Genomic DNA, 16,659 nt, shown 5'->3' with positions numbered 1-16,659 from the left:
CTTTCTTTCTCTCCTGACACTTCCTGCCATACTGACACAGTCGTCAAAATGACAAAGCAATCAATTCAGGAGCCTCCATGGAAAAAGTGCTACCCGAATCGGTTCCGACACGGCATTTGTCAGGTCCGCTCTCTCCCCACGAGTTGCAACAGCTGTTCGCCCAGGCGCCCGTCGGGATTGGGGTCTTCGATCACGAATTCAGGTGTCGCGACGTCAACGGACGCTTTGCCGAACTGACCGGCCTCGCGCGGGCAGAGCACCCGGGCAAGACGCTGTTCGACATTGTCCCTGCCCAGACTCCCCAGCTGCTCCCGCTGTTTCAGCAACTGCGGCAAGGTCCCCCCCGATGCACATTTGAGGTGGAAATGGTCGGTCTCTCCCGCGCGGCCTCCCCGGCACGCTGGCAAGTGAGCGTCAGCTCCGTGCTGGATGAGGACGGCTCCTTCAGCGGCATCTTCCTCGTGATGAGGGAATCCGCGCAGACAGGCCCCCACCTCGACGCACCCGCGTCACCCGGCCTGCAGGAGATGACCCACCGCCATGCACTGCGTCTCTATCAGGCCGAAGCCCGCTTGCAGCACCTCTCCTATTACGATCCCCTCACCGATCTCGGCAATCGCCATCTGCTGCAAGAGCGCCTCACCCTGGAGATAGAGACGGCCAGGGTGAACCACCACGTCCTGGCGCTGCTGTTCATCGATCTCGACGGCTTCAAGCTCATCAACGACAACCTGGGGCACAGTGCCGGCGATCTGCTGCTCAAGCTGTCGGCAGACCGCATTCGCCACTGTCTGCGCCCCGGAGACATCGCCATCCGGCTGGGGGCAGACGAATTTCTGGTGTTGCTGCCCGCCATCAGGGAGACCCAGGATCTGCTGGGTCTCATCGAGGGGTTGCAACGCAGGCTGCACGATCCCGCCGACATCGGCCAGGAGCGGGTGAGGCTCTCCGCCAGCATCGGCGTCTCCCTCTATCCGGAGCATGGCCAGACCCCGGACAGCCTCATCAGCGCGGCGGACAACGCCATGCATGAAGCCAAGCGCCGTGGCCGCAACGGCTATCTGTTCCACTCCCCCGACATGACGGCACAGACCAGGGAGCGGATGCTGCTGGAGCAGGGTCTGCTCAAGGCCATTGAGCAGCAACAGTTTCGCCTGCTCTACCAACCCATGACGGATCTGGCGGATGGTCATCTCAGCGGCCTGGAGGCCCTGATCCGCTGGCAGCATCCCAGCCTTGGCATCATATCCCCGGACCGTTTCATTCCGGTGGCAGAGGAGTGCGGTCTCATCGAACCGCTGGGCGAATGGGTGATGCGCACCGCCTGCCGGCAAGGGCAGCAGTGGCTGGCCGAAGGGCGCGCCGTGCCCAGGCTCTCGGTCAATGTGTCGGTCAGGGAGATGCGCTCCCACGACTACGTGGAGCGGGTGACATCCATTCTGGCCGAGACCGGTTTTCCTGCCGAGCGGCTGGAGATCGAGGTGACCGAGAGCATCATCCAGAGCGTGGATCACAGTCTGCGGCTCTTCACCCGTCTCAAGGCGCTGGGGGTACAGATCGCCATCGACGACTTCGGCACCGGTTTCTCCTCCCTGAGCCTGCTCAGGAGCCTGCCCATCGATCGCATCAAGATAGACAGGGCCTTCGTCCAGGCGTTGCCCGACGACAAGCACAGCCGCGAGCTGTGCCGTACCATAGTCCAGCTGGCCAGCTCCCTCGGCATGGCCGTCACGGCGGAAGGCATAGAAACCCAGCCCCAGCGCCAGTTCCTGCAATCCCTGCGTTGCGAGGAGGGACAGGGCTACCTGTTCAGCCATCCCCTGCCAGAACCCCACCTGCCTCCCCTGCTCCCCCTCCGCCATTGAGCCTTGGCCGCGCCACCACGCAAGCAAAGAAGGGAGCCCATGGCTCCCTTCTGCTTCATCATCATGGCTTCCCGCGCGCTATCTTCGTCGCTATCCAAAAGTCTAATTGCCCTCGGGAACCAAAGGTATAAGTTGTTACTCAATCACTAAGAAAATGTATTCACAGGAGTGAGAGATGAGCGAGAGCAAGGTCTACCCGGTCAAGGCCCACATCGGCAACGGCGCCCTGCTGGACAAGGAAGGTTATGAAGCCATGTATCAGGCGTCGGTGCAGGATCCGGACGCCTTCTGGGGGGAGCAGGGCAAGATCCTCGACTGGATGACCCCCTACACCCGCGTCAAGAACACCTCCTACGATCCGGGCCACGTCTCCATCAAGTGGTATGAGGATGGCCTGCTCAACGTCTCGGCCAACTGCCTGGATCGCCATCTGAGCGAGCGCGGCGACAAGGTCGCCATCATCTGGGAAGGGGACAACCCGGCCGAAGATCGCAAGATCACCTATCGCGAACTGCACGCCGAAGTATGCAAGTTTGCCAACGTGCTCAAAGCCCAGGGGGTCAAGCGTGGCCACATGGTCTGCCTTTATATGCCCATGGTGCCGGAGGCGGCCATCGCCATGCTGGCCTGTACCCGCATCGGGGCCGTGCACAGCATCGTCTTCGGCGGCTTCTCGCCGGAGGCGCTCTCGGGCCGCATCATCGACTCCGGCGCCTCCGTCGTCATCACCGCCGATGAGGGGTTGCGAGGCGGTCGCCCCATCCCCCTCAAGAAGAACGTGGATGAGGCCCTTACCCACCCGGATACCAAGGTCAGCAAGGTGATCGTCCTCAAGCGCACCGGTGGCAACGTGGCCTGGCACGATCACAGAGACATCTGGTGGCATGACGCGGTCAACGCCGCCAGCCCGGATTGTCCGCCCGAAGCCATGGGCGCCGAAGATCCCCTGTTCGTGCTCTACACCTCCGGCTCCACCGGCAAACCCAAGGGTGTGCTGCACACCACGGGCGGCTATCTGGTCTATGCCGCCCTCACCTTCAAATACGTGTTCGATTACCACGAAGAGGACATCTACTGGTGTACCGCCGACGTGGGCTGGGTCACCGGTCACTCCTATCTGGTCTACGGGCCACTGGCCAACGGCGCCACCACCGTCATGTTCGAAGGGGTGCCCAACTACCCGGCCACCAACCGCATGAGCCAGGTGGTGGACAAGCATCAGGTCACCATCCTCTATACCGCCCCCACCGCCATTCGTGCACTGATGGCCAAGGGCAAGGAGGCTGTCGAAGGCACTTCCCGCACCAGCCTGCGCATCATGGGGTCGGTGGGTGAACCCATCAACCCGGAAGCCTGGGAGTGGTACTACCGCACCATCGGCGACGAGCGCTGCCCCATCGTCGACACCTGGTGGCAGACCGAGACCGGCGGCATCCTCATCACTCCGCTGCCCGGCGTCACCGCCCTCAAGCCCGGCTCGGCCACCCGTCCCTTCTTCGGAGTACAGCCTGCTCTGGTGGACAACCTGGGTGAGCCGCTGGAGGGCGCCACCGAGGGTAACCTGGTGATCACCGACTCCTGGCCCGGCCAGATGCGTACCGTGTTCGGCGATCACGAGCGCTTCGAGCAGACCTACTTCTCCACCTTCCCGGGTCGCTACTTCACCGGCGACGGTGCCCGTCGCGACGAGGACGGCTACTACTGGATCACCGGCCGGGTGGATGATGTACTCAACGTCTCCGGCCACCGCATGGGCACCGCCGAAATCGAGTCCGCTCTGGTGGCCCATCCGAAGATCGCCGAAGCGGCGGTGGTGGGTGTTCCCCACGAGATCAAGGGACAGGGCATCTACGCCTATGTCACCCTGATCGCCGGGGAAGAGCCGAGCCGCGAGCTGCACAAGGAAGTGAAGGAGTGGGTGCGCAAGGAGATTGGCGCCATCGCGACCCCGGACGTGATCCACTGGGCCGAAGGGCTGCCCAAGACCCGATCCGGCAAGATCATGCGCCGTATCTTGCGCAAGATCGCCACCGGCGAAACCGACAGCCTGGGGGATATCTCCACCCTGGCGGATCCGGGGGTCGTGGACAAGCTGATCCGCGAGAAGTCGGAAGCGGCGTGAGTCTCTTCCCCACGTCAACAGAGCCGGCCACGTGCCGGCTTTGTTGTCTTCGGGATCCGGACAAGGCAGAGTTCGGTAGCAGGCAGGGCTTGCGGGCAAACCAGACCAATAAATAGCCAGATGTAGAGATTAGACCAGTAAAATGCTGCTAATTTTCACGAAATCAATATAATTGCGAAATCTGTGTGTCAGGGCACACCGATTTGTGCAAAAATTGGCTAGATTTTTGGTAGTCCAAAGATAGCTGATAGATAGCAGCATAATCATCGAGGATGTACTCAATATGTCGCAACATCACCGAATCCTCCTGCTTAACGGCCCCAATCTGAATCTGCTGGGCAAGCGGGAACCGGGAATCTACGGCAGCAAGACGCTCGATGAGATCGTCGCCGATCTGACGCGCAGCGCCAGCGAACTCGGTGTCACCCTGGAACATCTGCAATCCAATGCCGAGCACGAGCTGATCGGCCGCATCCATCAGGCCATGGGCCAGGTGGATTTCATCATCATCAATCCCGCCGCCTTCACCCATACCAGCGTTGCCCTGCGCGATGCCCTGCTGGGTGTGGCCATCCCCTTTATCGAGGTTCACCTGTCAAACGTTCATGCCAGGGAGCCCTTCCGTCATCACTCCTATCTGTCTGATGTCGCCAAGGGGGTGATCTGCGGGTTGGGTGCCGATGGTTACCAATTCGCTTTAACCGCGGCCGTGCATCAGTTGCGCGCGGCTTGATAATCACTGATCAGATAAAGAAGAAAGAGAATGCTAATGGATATCCGCAAAATCAAGAAGCTGATTGAACTGGTTGAAGAGTCCGGCATCGCCGAGCTGGAAATCTCCGAAGGGGAAGAGTCCGTTCGCATCAGCCGTAATTTCTCCGGCCAGGTTAGCGTTGCCCCGCAGATGATCATGCCCCAGGCCGCAGCTCAGGTTGCCGCACCGGTTGCCGCTGCTCCGGCAGCAGCCGCTGCGCCTGCTGCCGATGCCGCCCCGAGCGGTCATCTGATGCGCTCCCCCATGGTGGGCTCCTTCTACCGCTCCTCCAGCCCGGAAGCCAAGCCGTTCGTGGAAGTCGGTCAGCACGTCAATGTCGGCGACACCCTGTGCATCGTCGAAGCCATGAAAATGATGAACCAAATCGAGTCTGACAAGGCCGGCGTGATCAAAGCGATCCTGGTTGAAAATGGTCAGGCCGTCGAGTTTGACGAGCCGCTGTTCATCATCGAATAAGGGAAAATGCCACCCATGTTGGACAAAGTAGTCATCGCCAACCGCGGTGAAATTGCCCTGCGGATCCTGCGCGCCTGCAAAGAGCTCGGGATCAAGACAGTGGCCGTTCACTCCACTGCCGATCGGGAGCTCAAGCATGTGCTCCTGGCGGACGAAACCATCTGCATCGGCAAACCTGCCAGCGGTGAGTCCTACCTCAATGTGCCGGCCATCATCGCCGCCGCCGAGGTAACCGGTGCCGTCGCCATCCACCCGGGCTACGGCTTCCTCTCCGAGAATGCCGACTTCGCCGAAGTGGTCGAGAAATCCGGCTTCATCTTCATCGGTCCGCGCGCCGAGACCATTCGCCTGATGGGTGACAAGGTCTCCGCCATCGAGGCGATGAAGAAGGCGGGCGTGCCCTGCGTACCCGGCTCCGACGGCCCGGTGGACAACGATGCCAAGCGCAACGCCGCCATCGCCAAGCGGATCGGGTATCCGGTGATCATCAAGGCCGCCGGTGGCGGTGGTGGTCGCGGCATGCGCGTGGTGCGCAACGAGGCCGAACTGGCCTCCGCCATCGCGCTGACCAAATCCGAAGCGGGCCAGTTCTTCAAGAACGACATGGTCTACATGGAGAAGTACCTGGAGAACCCGCGCCACATCGAGATCCAGGTGCTGGCTGACGGTCAGGGTACCGCCCTCTATCTGGGTGAGCGGGACTGCTCCATGCAGCGCCGTCACCAGAAGGTCGTGGAAGAGGCGCCGGCCCCCGGCATCACCGACGAGATGCGCAAGTTCATCGGTGAGCGCTGTGTGCGCGCCTGTCTCGAGATCGGCTACCGCGGTGCGGGTACCTTCGAGTTCCTGTACGAGAACGGCGAGTTCTATTTCATCGAGATGAACACCCGTATCCAGGTGGAGCATCCGGTCACCGAGATGGTCACCGGCGTCGACCTCATCAAGGAGCAGCTGCGCATTGCCGCCGGTCAGCCCCTGTCGATCACCCAGCAGGACATCCGCATCCGTGGCCACGCCATCGAGTGCCGGATCAATGCCGAAGATCCGGCCACCTTCCTGCCCTCTCCCGGTCTCATCCAGCGCTTCCACGCGCCGGGCGGCCTGGGCGTGCGCTGGGAATCCCACATCTATGCGGGTTACAAGGTCCCCCCCTACTACGACTCCATGATCGGCAAGCTGATCTGCTACGGGGAGAACCGCGACGTGGCCATCGCCCGCATGCGTCACTCCCTCGACGAGCTGGTGGTGGAAGGGATCAAGACCAACATCGCCCTGCAAAAAGAGATCATGAAGGACGAAAACTTCCAGCACGGTGGCACTAACATCCACTACCTGCACAAGAAGTTGGGTCTGTAATGGCTTGAGGCCCGACCCATTGAGCACGGTGGCAGCACAGAACAGCCACCACCTGCACAAGAAGTCGGGTCTGTAATGGCTTGAGGCCCGACCCATTGAGCACGGTGGCAACACAGAACAGCCACTACCTGCACAAGAAGTCGGGTCTGCAAAGACCCCTTTCATCGGGAAATTGCACGATCCACCCGGATCGCCAACGTAAAAAAGGGCCATGGCGACATGGCCCTTTTTTGTTATTCTTGCGCCCCGCTCACTCGTCGGAGGCCACAGTGAACCGTTTCGCACTCGCCCGTCGGGAAGCAGCCTTCTGCCTGCTGCTGACCCTGCTCTACTTTGTCGCCTGGTATGGCTCGGCTTATTTCATCCCCGAGGATCTCGAGCTGTGGGACCTGCCTCTCTGGTTCCTGCTCAGTTGCATCCTGATGCCCCTGCTGTTCATCGGCCTCTGCGCCCTCATGGTGGATCGCCTGTTCGTCGATATTCCCCTGGATAGCGAGGTACCACCCCATGAATCTTGAGCTGATGCTGCCGCTCTGCATCTACCTGGTGCTGGTACTGGGGGTCGGTTTCTGGGCCAGTCGCCACCGGACCGGCGGCAACTTCATGCAGGAGTACTTCATCGGCAACCGCAGCATGGGGGGGCTGGTGCTCGCCATGACCCTGGTGGCCACTTATACCTCTGCATCGTCCTTCATCGGCGGGCCGGGTGCCGCCTACAAGGTCGGCCTCGGCTGGGTGCTACTGGCGATGATCCAGCTGCCCACCGTCTGGCTCACCCTGGGGGTGCTTGGCAAGAAGTTCGCCATCATCGCCCGCCGGGTCAACGCGGTGACCATCAACGACATGCTGTGGGCCCGCTACCAGAGCAGGGCGGTGGTCGTGCTGGGTTCAGTCACCATCATCCTCGCCTTCATCGCCACCATGGTGGTGCAGTTCATCGGCGGCGCCCGCCTGCTGGAAACGGCGACCGGCCTCAGCTATCAGCAGGGGCTCTTCCTGTTTGCCAGTTGCGTGCTGCTCTACACGGTGATCGGCGGCTTTCGCGCCGTGGTGATGACGGATGCCCTGCAGGGCATTGTGATGCTCATCGGCACTGGCGCCCTGCTGGCGGGCATCCTCATCGCCGGTGACGGGTTGCCGAATCTTGTCCACCAGCTCAAGGAGATAGATCCCAAGCTGGTGAGCCCCCAGGGGGCCGGCGACATGCTGACCCAGCCCTTCATGCTGAGCTTCTGGGTGCTGGTCTGCATCGGGGTGGTGGGCTTGCCCCACTCGGCGCTGCGCTGCTTTGGCTACCGGGACAGCAAGGCGCTGCACCGGGGCATCCTCATCGGCACCATCGTCTGCGCCCTGCTGATGTTCGGCATGCACCTGGCCGGGGCGCTGGGCCGCGCCATCCTGCCCGGCATGGACAGCCCGGACAAGATCATGCCCTCCCTGATGATGGAGGTGCTCCCCCCCTGGCTGGCCGGGGTCTTCCTGGCCGCCCCCATGGCGGCCATCATGTCCACCATCGACTCCCAGCTGATCCAGGCCTCCGCCACCCTGGTGAAAGATCTCTACCTCAATTACCTCAACCCCAGGCAGGAGAAGCTTGAGGTCCGGGTGCCGCGCCTCTCCCTGCTCTGCACCCTGATCCTGGGTACCCTGGTACTGCTGGCGGCGCTCCAGCCCCCCGAGATGATCATCTGGCTCAACCTGCTCGCCTTCGGCGGCCTGCAGGCGGTCTTCCTCTGGCCCCTGGTGCTCGGCCTCTACTGGTCCAGGGCCAACGGCCCGGGAGCCCTCGCCAGCATGGTCTGCGGCATCCTCTGTTACGGTACCTTGAGCCAGTGGGGGATCAAGCTGGCCGGTCTGCACGCCATCGTCCCAAGCCTGGCCCTTGGCCTGGCGGCCTTTGTCCTGGCCAGCCTGCTCACTCCGGCCCCGGATCAGCGTGTCCGTCGATTGTTTGATCAAAATTAAGAAAAGGATCAATAAAGGAAGGCTCGCCTATTCCCAAATGGGGGCTCACGGGTAAAATGTGCGCCACGTCACAAATACCGTGCCCCCATGACAGTCCAGAACGCCAGAAAGATCCTGACCCAGTCCCTGCAGCGCCTCGGCTATGCCCTGTTGCTGCCCGTCTCAATCCTGCCCCTGGCCGCCCTGCTCCACCGGCTCGGCCAACCGGACGTGCTGGATCTCGCCGTGCTCTCCCTCGCCGGTCGCGCCCTCTTCAGCCAGATGCCGCTCATCTATGCGGTGGCCATTGCCTTCGGGTTGAGTCGCCAGGGGCAAGGAGCTCAGGCGCTCGCCGGTGCGGTCAACTTCCTGCTGCTGAGCTCGGCGCTGGGCACCCTGGTGCCCGGGCTGCATGCGGACATGATCTGCGGCCTGCTGGCCGGGCTCGTCACCGCCATGGTCTGCTCCCGGGCCCGCGCTCTGCGGCTGCCGGGCTGGTTGCGCCCCCTGCAGGAAGATCTGCCGGGCATGTTGCTCTCGGCGCTGGCCTGCCTGCTGCTGGTGATCCCCCTCTCCATCCTCTGGCCGCTGCTGGAACAGGGGCTCACCCTGCTCGCCTCCGATCTGCTCACCACGCCATTTGGCGCCTTCTGCTACGGCGTGCTGAACCGGCTGCTGATCCCCCTCGGTCTGCACCAGGTGCTGGGCAGCCTCATCGGGCTCGGGGAGAGCAACCTGCAAGCCCTCTCGACCGCCCAGCCACTGCATGAAGGCTATGTGGCCGGGCTCTATCCGGTCATCATGTTCGGCCTGCCCGGCGCCTGTTTTGCCATCTGGATCCATCGCCAGCGGATGCAGCAGCTGCCCCAGGGGGGGCTGCTGCTCACCCTGGCGCTCACCTCGGCACTGGTGGGCATCACGGAGCCCATCGAGTTCCTGTTTGCCTTCACCGCACCCTGGCTGTTTCTGGCCCATGCCCTGCTGACCGGGCTGTCGCTGGCCATCTGCAGCGGGCTCGACATCCAGGTGGGCAGCTACTTTTCTGCCGGATTGCTGGACCTGGTGCTGAGCTACCACGCCGGTCTGCACAGCTTCTGGCTCATCCCCCTGGGCATCCTCTTCTTCGTCGTCTATGCCCTGCTCTTCTCCCGGCTGCTGGAACACGCTCCCCTCAGTCTGCCGGGCAAGCCCATCGCCGAGGATCTCTCCCGGCTCGCGACCGTGGCCCCCACCGATCCCCAGATGCTGGCTATCCAGTACCTCAAGATGCTGGGGGGCATGGACAACCTGCAGGCCATGAGCGTCTGCCTGACCCGCCTCAGCCTGCGAGTTCGCGACATGGCCCTGGTGGATCAATCCTGCCTGGCCAGACTGGGCTGCCTCTCCTGGGTCGTGCTGAACGAACATCAGCTGGTGCTGGTGCTCGGCCCCCATGCCGGCCTCATCGAAGGGCAGATCCGCATGCTGGCGGAACGCCAGTCGGTCCCGCTCGGTCTCGAACCGGCTCAGGCTCCCCTTAGCCAGCACCAGTGATCAGGCAAAGGGAAGACGCTCGGCCACGAAGTCCATCAGGCTGCGAAGGGCGGGGGCCAGGTGTTCCCGGCTCGGGTAGATGAGATAGAAGGGGTTCACCGGAACCAGGAGATCCGGCAGCACCTTGAGCAGTCGCCCCGCCGCCAGATCGTCGCCGCAGACATGGGCCGGCAGCAGGCCAATCCCCCCGTCATGGAGTGCCAGCTCCCGCAGCGCCAACAGGCTGTTGCTCTGGCAGGCCCCGCGAGGGCGCCAGCCCCCCTCCTGCAATGGCCACACCGGCAAGGAGCCATGTACCAGGCAGGCGTGTCCGGCCAGCTCCGAGAGTTGGAGCGGCGTCCCGTTGGCCGCCAGGTAACCGGGAGATGCCACCAGATGGCGCGCCACCTGGCCGATGCGCCGGCAGATGAGGCTGGAATCTTTCAGCGGCGCCGCCCGCAGCGCCAGATCGTAACCTTCCCCCACCAGATCCAGCTGTTCATCGCAAAGGGTCAGCTCCAGCACCACCTCGGGGTAGAGGGCGCGAAATTCGGCCAGTATCCGACCAAGCAGCAAGGTTCCCGTGGCTTCGGGAGCAGTGATCCGCACCCGCCCTCCAGGAGCCGCGCGCAACCGCGCCATCGCCAGATTGGCGCTGCGCGCCAGTGCCAGCAGCTCCTGACAATGGGCCACATAGACCTCCCCCTGGGGCGTCAGGCTGAGCCTGCGGGTGGTGCGTTGCAGCAACCTCACCCCGAGCCGGGATTCGAGGCGCGAGATCTTCTGGCTCACCGAGGACTTGGGCATACCGAGCACCTCGGCCGCCCCGGTGAAGCTCCCCTGCTCCACCACGGTGGCGAACAGCCCCATCAACTCCAGTTCGACATTGTTCATATATTCAAACAGTCTTTACCAATTACCCATCTTAATCTTGATAATCATCCAGACTAGAGTGAGTGGCAATCCCGAACACTGCTATTTGAAAGGAAAAGCCATGAAAGCCATCGCCCTGACTCACTATCTGCCAAGCAACCACCCCCACTGCTTCATCGAGAGCGATCTACCCGATCCGGCACCGGGCCCGCGGGATCTGCTGGTACGGGTCAACGCCACCTCCATCAATCCGGTCGACACCAAGGTACGCGCACCCAAGGACAAGGTCGAAAGCAGCCCCCGCGTGCTGGGCTGGGACGCCGTGGGCGAGGTGATCGCCGTCGGTAGCGACGTTACCCTGTTCAAGGCCGGTGACAGGGTCTGGTATGCCGGCGACATCAGCCGCCCGGGCAGCAACAGCGCCCTGCAACTGGTGGACGAACGCATTGCCGCCATCGCCCCAGTCACCCTGACCGATCTGGAAGCCGCCGCCCTGCCGCTCACCGCCATCACCGCCTGGGAAACCCTGTTCGAGCGCATGAGCCTCACCCGCGAAAGCACCGGGCGACTGCTGATCATCGGGGGCGCCGGCGGGGTCGGTTCCATCGCCATCCAGCTGGCCCGCCAGCTTACCGGCATGGAGGTGATCGCCACCGCATCGCGCCCCGAAACACGGGAGTGGTGCCTGGACATGGGGGCCCACCAGGTGGTGAGCCATCACCATCTGCAGGCGGAGCTCAAGGCTCTCGGCATCAGCGAGGTGGATGCCATCTTCTGCACCAACGCCACCGAGCAGCACTGGAACACCATGGCCAGCCTCATCCGTCCGTTTGGTCACATCTGCACCATCGCCGAGTCCAGTGACCCCTGGGATCTGGGTCTGCTCAAACCCAAGAGCGTCACCTTCAGCCAGGAGTTCATGTTTACCCGCTCCCTGTTCCAGACCCCGGACATGATCGAGCAGCACAACCTGCTCGGCCGGGTCGCGGCCCTGATCGATGAAGGGGTGCTCAAGACCACCCTCAGCAAGGTGGTACCCGAACTGACGCCCCTCACCCTGGCCCGGGCTCATGCCGAGCTGGAAGCGGGTCGCATGGTGGGCAAGCTGGTGATCGACATGAGCGGTTTCCATCGCTGAGGCGCAGCCCAAGCGGGCCTTACCGTCCAGCCTATTCCCTTGTAGGTAAATAAATGCACCATCATGGGGTGAAATCACCAGTGACAAGCCCCAAGAGTGCACAGCCCCGCAGGTGACCTTTGTCCCTGACGGGGCATCTCCCCCGAAAAAACCATAAAAAAGAGGCCATCCCGTCGGGATGGCCCTAAAAACCTGAACGTTGGGGTAACAATCACACACATATCCTTATGCAGGACATCTGTAACTTTGCAGATAGCGTGCCAATCTCTGCTTTTCCCTCCCAATTAACCGTTTTTCAGCGCACAGGCATAAAAAAAGCCACCCGAAGGTGGCTGAAAAAAGATGACGGAACTTCATAGAGCAAAGCATTCAGCGGGAACAAGTTGCTTCCCGTCACCCATGAAGGAATACATTAACCGTGCCAACTTGGCAGGGTGGCCTCCCTTCTCCATGAGGTCATGGTCAAACCACGACAGCACGGGCCCATGATGATAGAATCCCGCGGTTTCACATTTATGAAGAGCCGACGCCATGCCCTGGATACAAATTCGAATCAACGCCACTGCCAAGACCGCAGACAAGGTGAGCAACATGCTGCTGGGGCGTGGGGCCCAGGCGGTGACCTTTATGGATGCCAAGGATGTGCCCGTCTATGAGCCCATGCCCGGTGAAACCCCGCTCTGGGGCGAGACCGAAGTAATGGGACTGTTCGACGCCGAAACCGATCCGGCTCCCACCATCGCCTTCTTCCAGCAGATCTTCGGTGAAGACGTGGGCTACAAGGTCGAGCAACTGGAAGACAAGGACTGGGTGCGCGAATGGATGGATCACTTCCACCCCATGCAGTTCGGCGAGCGGCTCTGGATCTGCCCGAGCTGGCGCGACGTGCCGAACCCCGATGCGGTCAACGTCATGTTGGATCCGGGTCTGGCCTTCGGTACCGGTACCCACCCCACCACGGCACTCTGCCTGCAGTGGCTGGACGGGCTGGACCTGGCCGGTAAAACCGTGGTCGACTTTGGCTGCGGCTCCGGCATCCTCGGCATCGCCGCCCTGAAACTGGGTGCCGCCCGCGTTATCGGTATCGACATCGACCCGCAGGCGATTCAGGCCAGCCGCGACAACGCCGCGCGCAACGGCGTCGCCGACCAGATTGAGCTCTATCTACCAGCCGACCAGCCGCAAGATGTCGAAGCGGACGTGGTGGTCGCCAACATCCTGGCCGGCCCGCTGCGGGAGCTGGCGCCGCTTATCGCCGGCCACGGCAAAGCGGGCAGCCTGATGGCTCTCTCCGGCGTGCTGGAAAGTCAGGCCCCGGAGCTGGAAACCATCTACGGCCAGTGGTTCGAGATGGACCCGACTGCGGTGAAAGAAGAGTGGTGCCGCCTCTCCGGCCGCAAACTCGGCTGATAAGCAACAAGCCACGGTGGCTGCCAACCCATCGGCCGCACACTCGGCTGATAAACAACAAGCCACGGTGGCTGCCAACCCATCAGCCGCACACTCGGCTGATAAACAACAAGCCACGGCAGTTGCCAACCCATCGGCCGCACACTCGGCTGATAAGCAACAAACCACGGCAGTTGCCAACCCATCGGCCGCAAGCTCGGCTGATAAACAACAAGCCACGGCAGTTGCCAACCCATTGGCCACACACTCGGCTGACAAGCCACAGCGGCAACACTTAGGTCGTTGAACGACAAGGGCACCCCAGCAGGGTGCCCTTGTCGTTTCCGGACGCCGTTCTCCTTCTGCCCACTCTGGGGAGAGCCTCACGCTTCTCTGCCTCCCGATGACTTATCCTCTCTTCCTCCACCCCATAGAGGCCCAGTCATGACCGAATACGAGAAGATGATCGCCAGCCAGCCTTACAACTGCATGGCGCCAGAGCTGGATCTGTTGCGCCGGGAGACGGCCCGCCTGTACCGCCGCTTCAATCGCAGCGACGAGGAGGATGAACAGCTGGCACTGCTGCAGATCGTCGGCGAGCTGGCACAGGGTGCCTTCATCTGCCCACCCTTCTACTGCACCTATGGCCGCCACATCCACCTTGGCAAGGGCAGCTACATCAACATGGGGGCCACCCTGCTGGACAATGCCCCCATTCACATCGGTGCCGAGGTGATGATTGGGCCGAACGTGCAGATCTACACCGCCGCCCATGCGCTGGACGCCGATGAGCGCATTCAGGGGGTTGAGACGGCGCTGCCGGTCACCATCGAAGACAGGGTCTGGATAGGCGGCGGCGCCATTCTGCTTCCCGGCGTCACCATAGGGCGGGAAGCCGTCGTGGGTGCGGGCTCGGTCGTGACCAGAGATGTACCGGCCGGTGCCAGGGTGGCAGGCAACCCGGCACGGCTGCTGCCAGTCAAAGGTTGAGCGGAAGGCCAGAGGCTCGCTCAGGCGCTTTCCAGCAAGCGGTCGATGCAGTGCACCACCTGCATGCTGGCGTTTTCCATGGTCTTGAGCTGCTCGACCATGCTTTTGATATCCCCCTGCTCGCGCGCGTGCAGGGCGGCCTTGCCGCTCTCGTGGACCCGTTTGTGGGGCCCGTCCAGTTCACGAAAGCCCGGCTTGTGGGCGAAGAGCTCCGCACCCTGCCCCTCGAAATACCATTTGCCCAGCCTGCACTGAGCGTGGTCGCTCACCGGCTCGTGAAAATGCTGCTGATCGATGAGCCGATAGATGGTGTTCTTCCAGACAGCGTGATCCAGCTTGGTGGTATTGAGGAAGGAGGTGGAGGCCGCACTGTGGATCACCTGCTGCATCCGGCCTGATTGTGCCAGCACCTGGGTCACCACCACATCGATCTGGGAGGAGGAGGTCGCCACCTCGGCGGCACTGGCCTGGTTGTCATTGATGATGGACTTGATCTCCTGCGCCTGTGCCACTATCTGTCTGACCAGCACCTCGATCTGGCTGCTGGCTTCATGAGCCTTGCTCGCCAGCTGACGCACCTCATCGGCGACCACCGCGAATCCTCGGCCAGCTTCACCGGCCCTGGCCGCCTCGATGGCCGCATTGAGTGCCAGCAGGTTGGTCTGATCCGAAATGCCCTGGATGGCGGTCACGAACTGGTTGATGGCGGATGTACTGGCATCGAGCTGATGGACGGCTGCGAGGCTGCGAGCCGCCTCATCCGTGATGGCATGGGCGCGATCGGAGAGACGGGTGATGGCGCCCCGGGTCTGGGCAAAGAGCTGATCCAGCTCGCAGAGCGCTCCCTTTTCCGCCATCAGGTGCTCGGCACTGCCAGCCAGCGCTTCCCGCACGCTCTGCAGCATCTCACCTCCCTGGTTCTGGCAGGAGATCACCTGATTGAAGAGATCGCCACGCTCCCGGCTGGTGCGCTGCATGTGCTCGTATTCACCGATGGTGGCGCGCAATTCGGCCAGCTCGCTCTGGTGCTGCTGCTCTTTGAGAAGCATCGCCTCCCTGAGCTGTTGATTCTCTTTTTCAAGCTTGCGGTTGAACCACATATAGCCTCCGGATGGCAAAGGTGCGGACAGTCGACGTCGAAGGGAAGCCTCTGGCTCTCTTGTCTCTGCCGATGCTGGCGGATCCCGGGCCGGATTTCACCTGCAAATGCAGGATATTTGACCCTGATCCTGATTCCAATCGAGGCCACACGCATGGCTGTGCAAAAGATCGCCACAAAAAGGCAGGGTGAGGTAGATAAAAGGAAGAGGAGAAAGAACGCTGACGTGCCAGCCCTACAAAAAATGAAGCCCAATGTCATCAAGACGTTGGGCTCTAAAAAGGTGCTACGGAATTGCGACTCTCATCGCAGAAAATTAGAAGGGGTCACCTTCTAAACTGGCAGTGGGATAATAACGCGGCGCAAACGTTTTACATAGCGTAATAAACCAGGAGTGAGAAGAATCTCTCACAATTCAAAAAATGTCTGGCCAACCCCCTTCTCCCCTCTTGGCAAGTGCACATTTATCAGTACAGCCTGACGGCTTTGTCAGAAAACAAAAAAGCCCTGAATAATCAGGGCTTTTGGCATTCTGTGCTTCAGAAGCTGCGCACGAAGTCCTGGATGGGCAACTCGCGCAGCTTGCGGGCCTCCAGCATGGGGGTGCCAAGGTAGAGGAAGCCCACCAGTTGATCCTCCGGTGCCAGCCCCAGTGCACCATGGATCTGCTCGTCGAAGATGAACCAGCCGGAGCGCCAGATGCCGTTGAAGCCCTGGGCCTGGGCCGCCATCTGCATCGCCATCAGGGCGCAACCGGCAGAGAGCTCCTGCTCCAGTTTCGGTACCTTGGGGTGCGCCTGATAACGGGTCGCCACCGCGATCACCAGGGGAGCACGCAGTGGCGCGGCGCGGCACTTCTCGACACTGTCCGCATCCTCGCCACGGGCAAGGGCGGCATCAGCCAGTAATGTCCCCAGACGCTCACGCCCCTCCCCTTCAAACAGGATGAACTGCCAGGGGGTCAGAGTGCCGTGATCCGGCGCCCGCAGCCCGGCCTTGAGGATATTGTCGAGCACTTCGCCACTCGGGGCAGGCTCGGCCAGACGACCACAGGAGTGGCGATTGAGTAACAGATGGAGGGCATCCATGGGGCAGTTCCTTGTCAAAGGCGATGATGGCGCTACCTTAGCACAGCACCGG

General features: G+C 62.0%; 13 protein-coding genes and 2 pseudogenes. 11 read left to right on the top strand and 4 right to left on the bottom strand.

The features are described 5' to 3' along the window. Positions 1–137: 137 nt before the first annotated feature. The 8 genes and pseudogenes from OKB81_RS00560 to OKB81_RS00525 all read left to right on the top strand — a co-directional run. Positions 138–1,865 (top strand): annotated as a pseudogene (locus tag OKB81_RS00560) (sensor domain-containing protein); the annotation flags it as partial. A gap of 175 nt (positions 1,866–2,040) precedes the next feature. Further along, on the top strand, positions 2,041–3,987 hold the full coding sequence (gene acs / locus OKB81_RS00555; protein WP_048207056.1) for an acetate--CoA ligase: 1,947 nt from the start codon (positions 2,041–2,043) through the stop codon (positions 3,985–3,987). A 283-nt stretch (positions 3,988–4,270) separates the two neighbouring features. Continuing rightward, complete coding sequence (aroQ, locus tag OKB81_RS00550) at positions 4,271–4,720, top strand: type II 3-dehydroquinate dehydratase (RefSeq protein ID WP_039040307.1); 450 nt, start codon at positions 4,271–4,273, stop codon at positions 4,718–4,720. 36 nt (positions 4,721–4,756) lie between these two features. After that, the gene (gene accB, locus OKB81_RS00545; protein ID WP_010675405.1) at positions 4,757–5,218 is read left to right on the top strand and encodes an acetyl-CoA carboxylase biotin carboxyl carrier protein; all 462 of its coding nucleotides are present in this window, start codon (positions 4,757–4,759) and stop codon (positions 5,216–5,218) included. 15 nt (positions 5,219–5,233) lie between these two features. Next, complete coding sequence (gene accC / locus OKB81_RS00540; RefSeq protein WP_010675406.1) at positions 5,234–6,574, top strand: acetyl-CoA carboxylase biotin carboxylase subunit; 1,341 nt, start codon at positions 5,234–5,236, stop codon at positions 6,572–6,574. A 269-nt stretch (positions 6,575–6,843) separates the two neighbouring features. Further along, on the top strand, positions 6,844–7,092 hold the full coding sequence (locus OKB81_RS00535; RefSeq protein WP_039040309.1) for a YhdT family protein: 249 nt from the start codon (positions 6,844–6,846) through the stop codon (positions 7,090–7,092). Continuing rightward, the gene (panF, locus tag OKB81_RS00530; RefSeq protein ID WP_160838472.1) at positions 7,082–8,539 is read left to right on the top strand and encodes a sodium/pantothenate symporter; all 1,458 of its coding nucleotides are present in this window, start codon (positions 7,082–7,084) and stop codon (positions 8,537–8,539) included. Before OKB81_RS00535 ends, panF begins: the two co-directional genes overlap by 11 nt. Positions 8,540–8,626: 87 nt before the next feature. Continuing rightward, on the top strand, positions 8,627–10,051 hold the full coding sequence (locus OKB81_RS00525) for a PTS transporter subunit EIIC (protein ID WP_270661834.1): 1,425 nt from the start codon (positions 8,627–8,629) through the stop codon (positions 10,049–10,051). Here OKB81_RS00525 and OKB81_RS00520 read toward each other — a convergent pair whose 3' ends face one another. Beyond that, positions 10,052–10,924: a LysR family transcriptional regulator gene (locus tag OKB81_RS00520; protein ID WP_160838468.1), complete on the bottom strand. Its 873-nt coding sequence runs from the start codon at positions 10,922–10,924 to the stop codon at positions 10,052–10,054. Between the two features lie 100 nt (positions 10,925–11,024). Between OKB81_RS00520 and OKB81_RS00515 the strand changes: the two genes are divergently transcribed. From OKB81_RS00515 to OKB81_RS00505, 3 genes are all read left to right on the top strand, one after another. Then, positions 11,025–12,041: a zinc-binding alcohol dehydrogenase family protein gene (locus tag OKB81_RS00515; RefSeq protein WP_270661835.1), complete on the top strand. Its 1,017-nt coding sequence runs from the start codon at positions 11,025–11,027 to the stop codon at positions 12,039–12,041. Positions 12,042–12,572: 531 nt separating this feature from the next. Continuing rightward, a complete protein-coding gene (gene prmA / locus OKB81_RS00510) occupies positions 12,573–13,451 on the top strand; it encodes a 50S ribosomal protein L11 methyltransferase (RefSeq protein WP_045525764.1) in 879 nt (292 codons plus the stop codon). A gap of 423 nt (positions 13,452–13,874) precedes the next feature. Further along, a complete protein-coding gene (locus OKB81_RS00505; RefSeq protein ID WP_160838090.1) occupies positions 13,875–14,420 on the top strand; it encodes a sugar O-acetyltransferase in 546 nt (181 codons plus the stop codon). A gap of 20 nt (positions 14,421–14,440) precedes the next feature. Here the strand turns inward: OKB81_RS00505 and OKB81_RS20845 are convergent, their stop codons facing one another. From OKB81_RS20845 to OKB81_RS00495, 3 genes and pseudogenes are all read right to left on the bottom strand, one after another. After that, the gene (locus OKB81_RS20845; protein ID WP_231563281.1) at positions 14,441–14,809 is read right to left on the bottom strand and encodes a CZB domain-containing protein; all 369 of its coding nucleotides are present in this window, start codon (positions 14,807–14,809) and stop codon (positions 14,441–14,443) included. A 24-nt stretch (positions 14,810–14,833) separates the two neighbouring features. Then, a pseudogene (locus tag OKB81_RS20840) lies at positions 14,834–15,277 on the bottom strand (methyl-accepting chemotaxis protein); the annotation flags it as partial. 781 nt (positions 15,278–16,058) lie between these two features. After that, positions 16,059–16,607 (bottom strand): NAD(P)H nitroreductase, encoded by a 549-nt coding sequence (locus OKB81_RS00495; protein ID WP_049636567.1) that lies wholly within the window; start codon positions 16,605–16,607, stop codon positions 16,059–16,061. Between the last annotated feature and the right edge of the window lie 52 nt (positions 16,608–16,659).

Source organism: Aeromonas sp. QDB56 (assembly GCF_027705505.1).
GTDB classification, from domain to species: domain Bacteria; phylum Pseudomonadota; class Gammaproteobacteria; order Enterobacterales; family Aeromonadaceae; genus Aeromonas; species Aeromonas caviae.
This window is presented reverse-complemented; position numbering and strand designations above follow the sequence as displayed.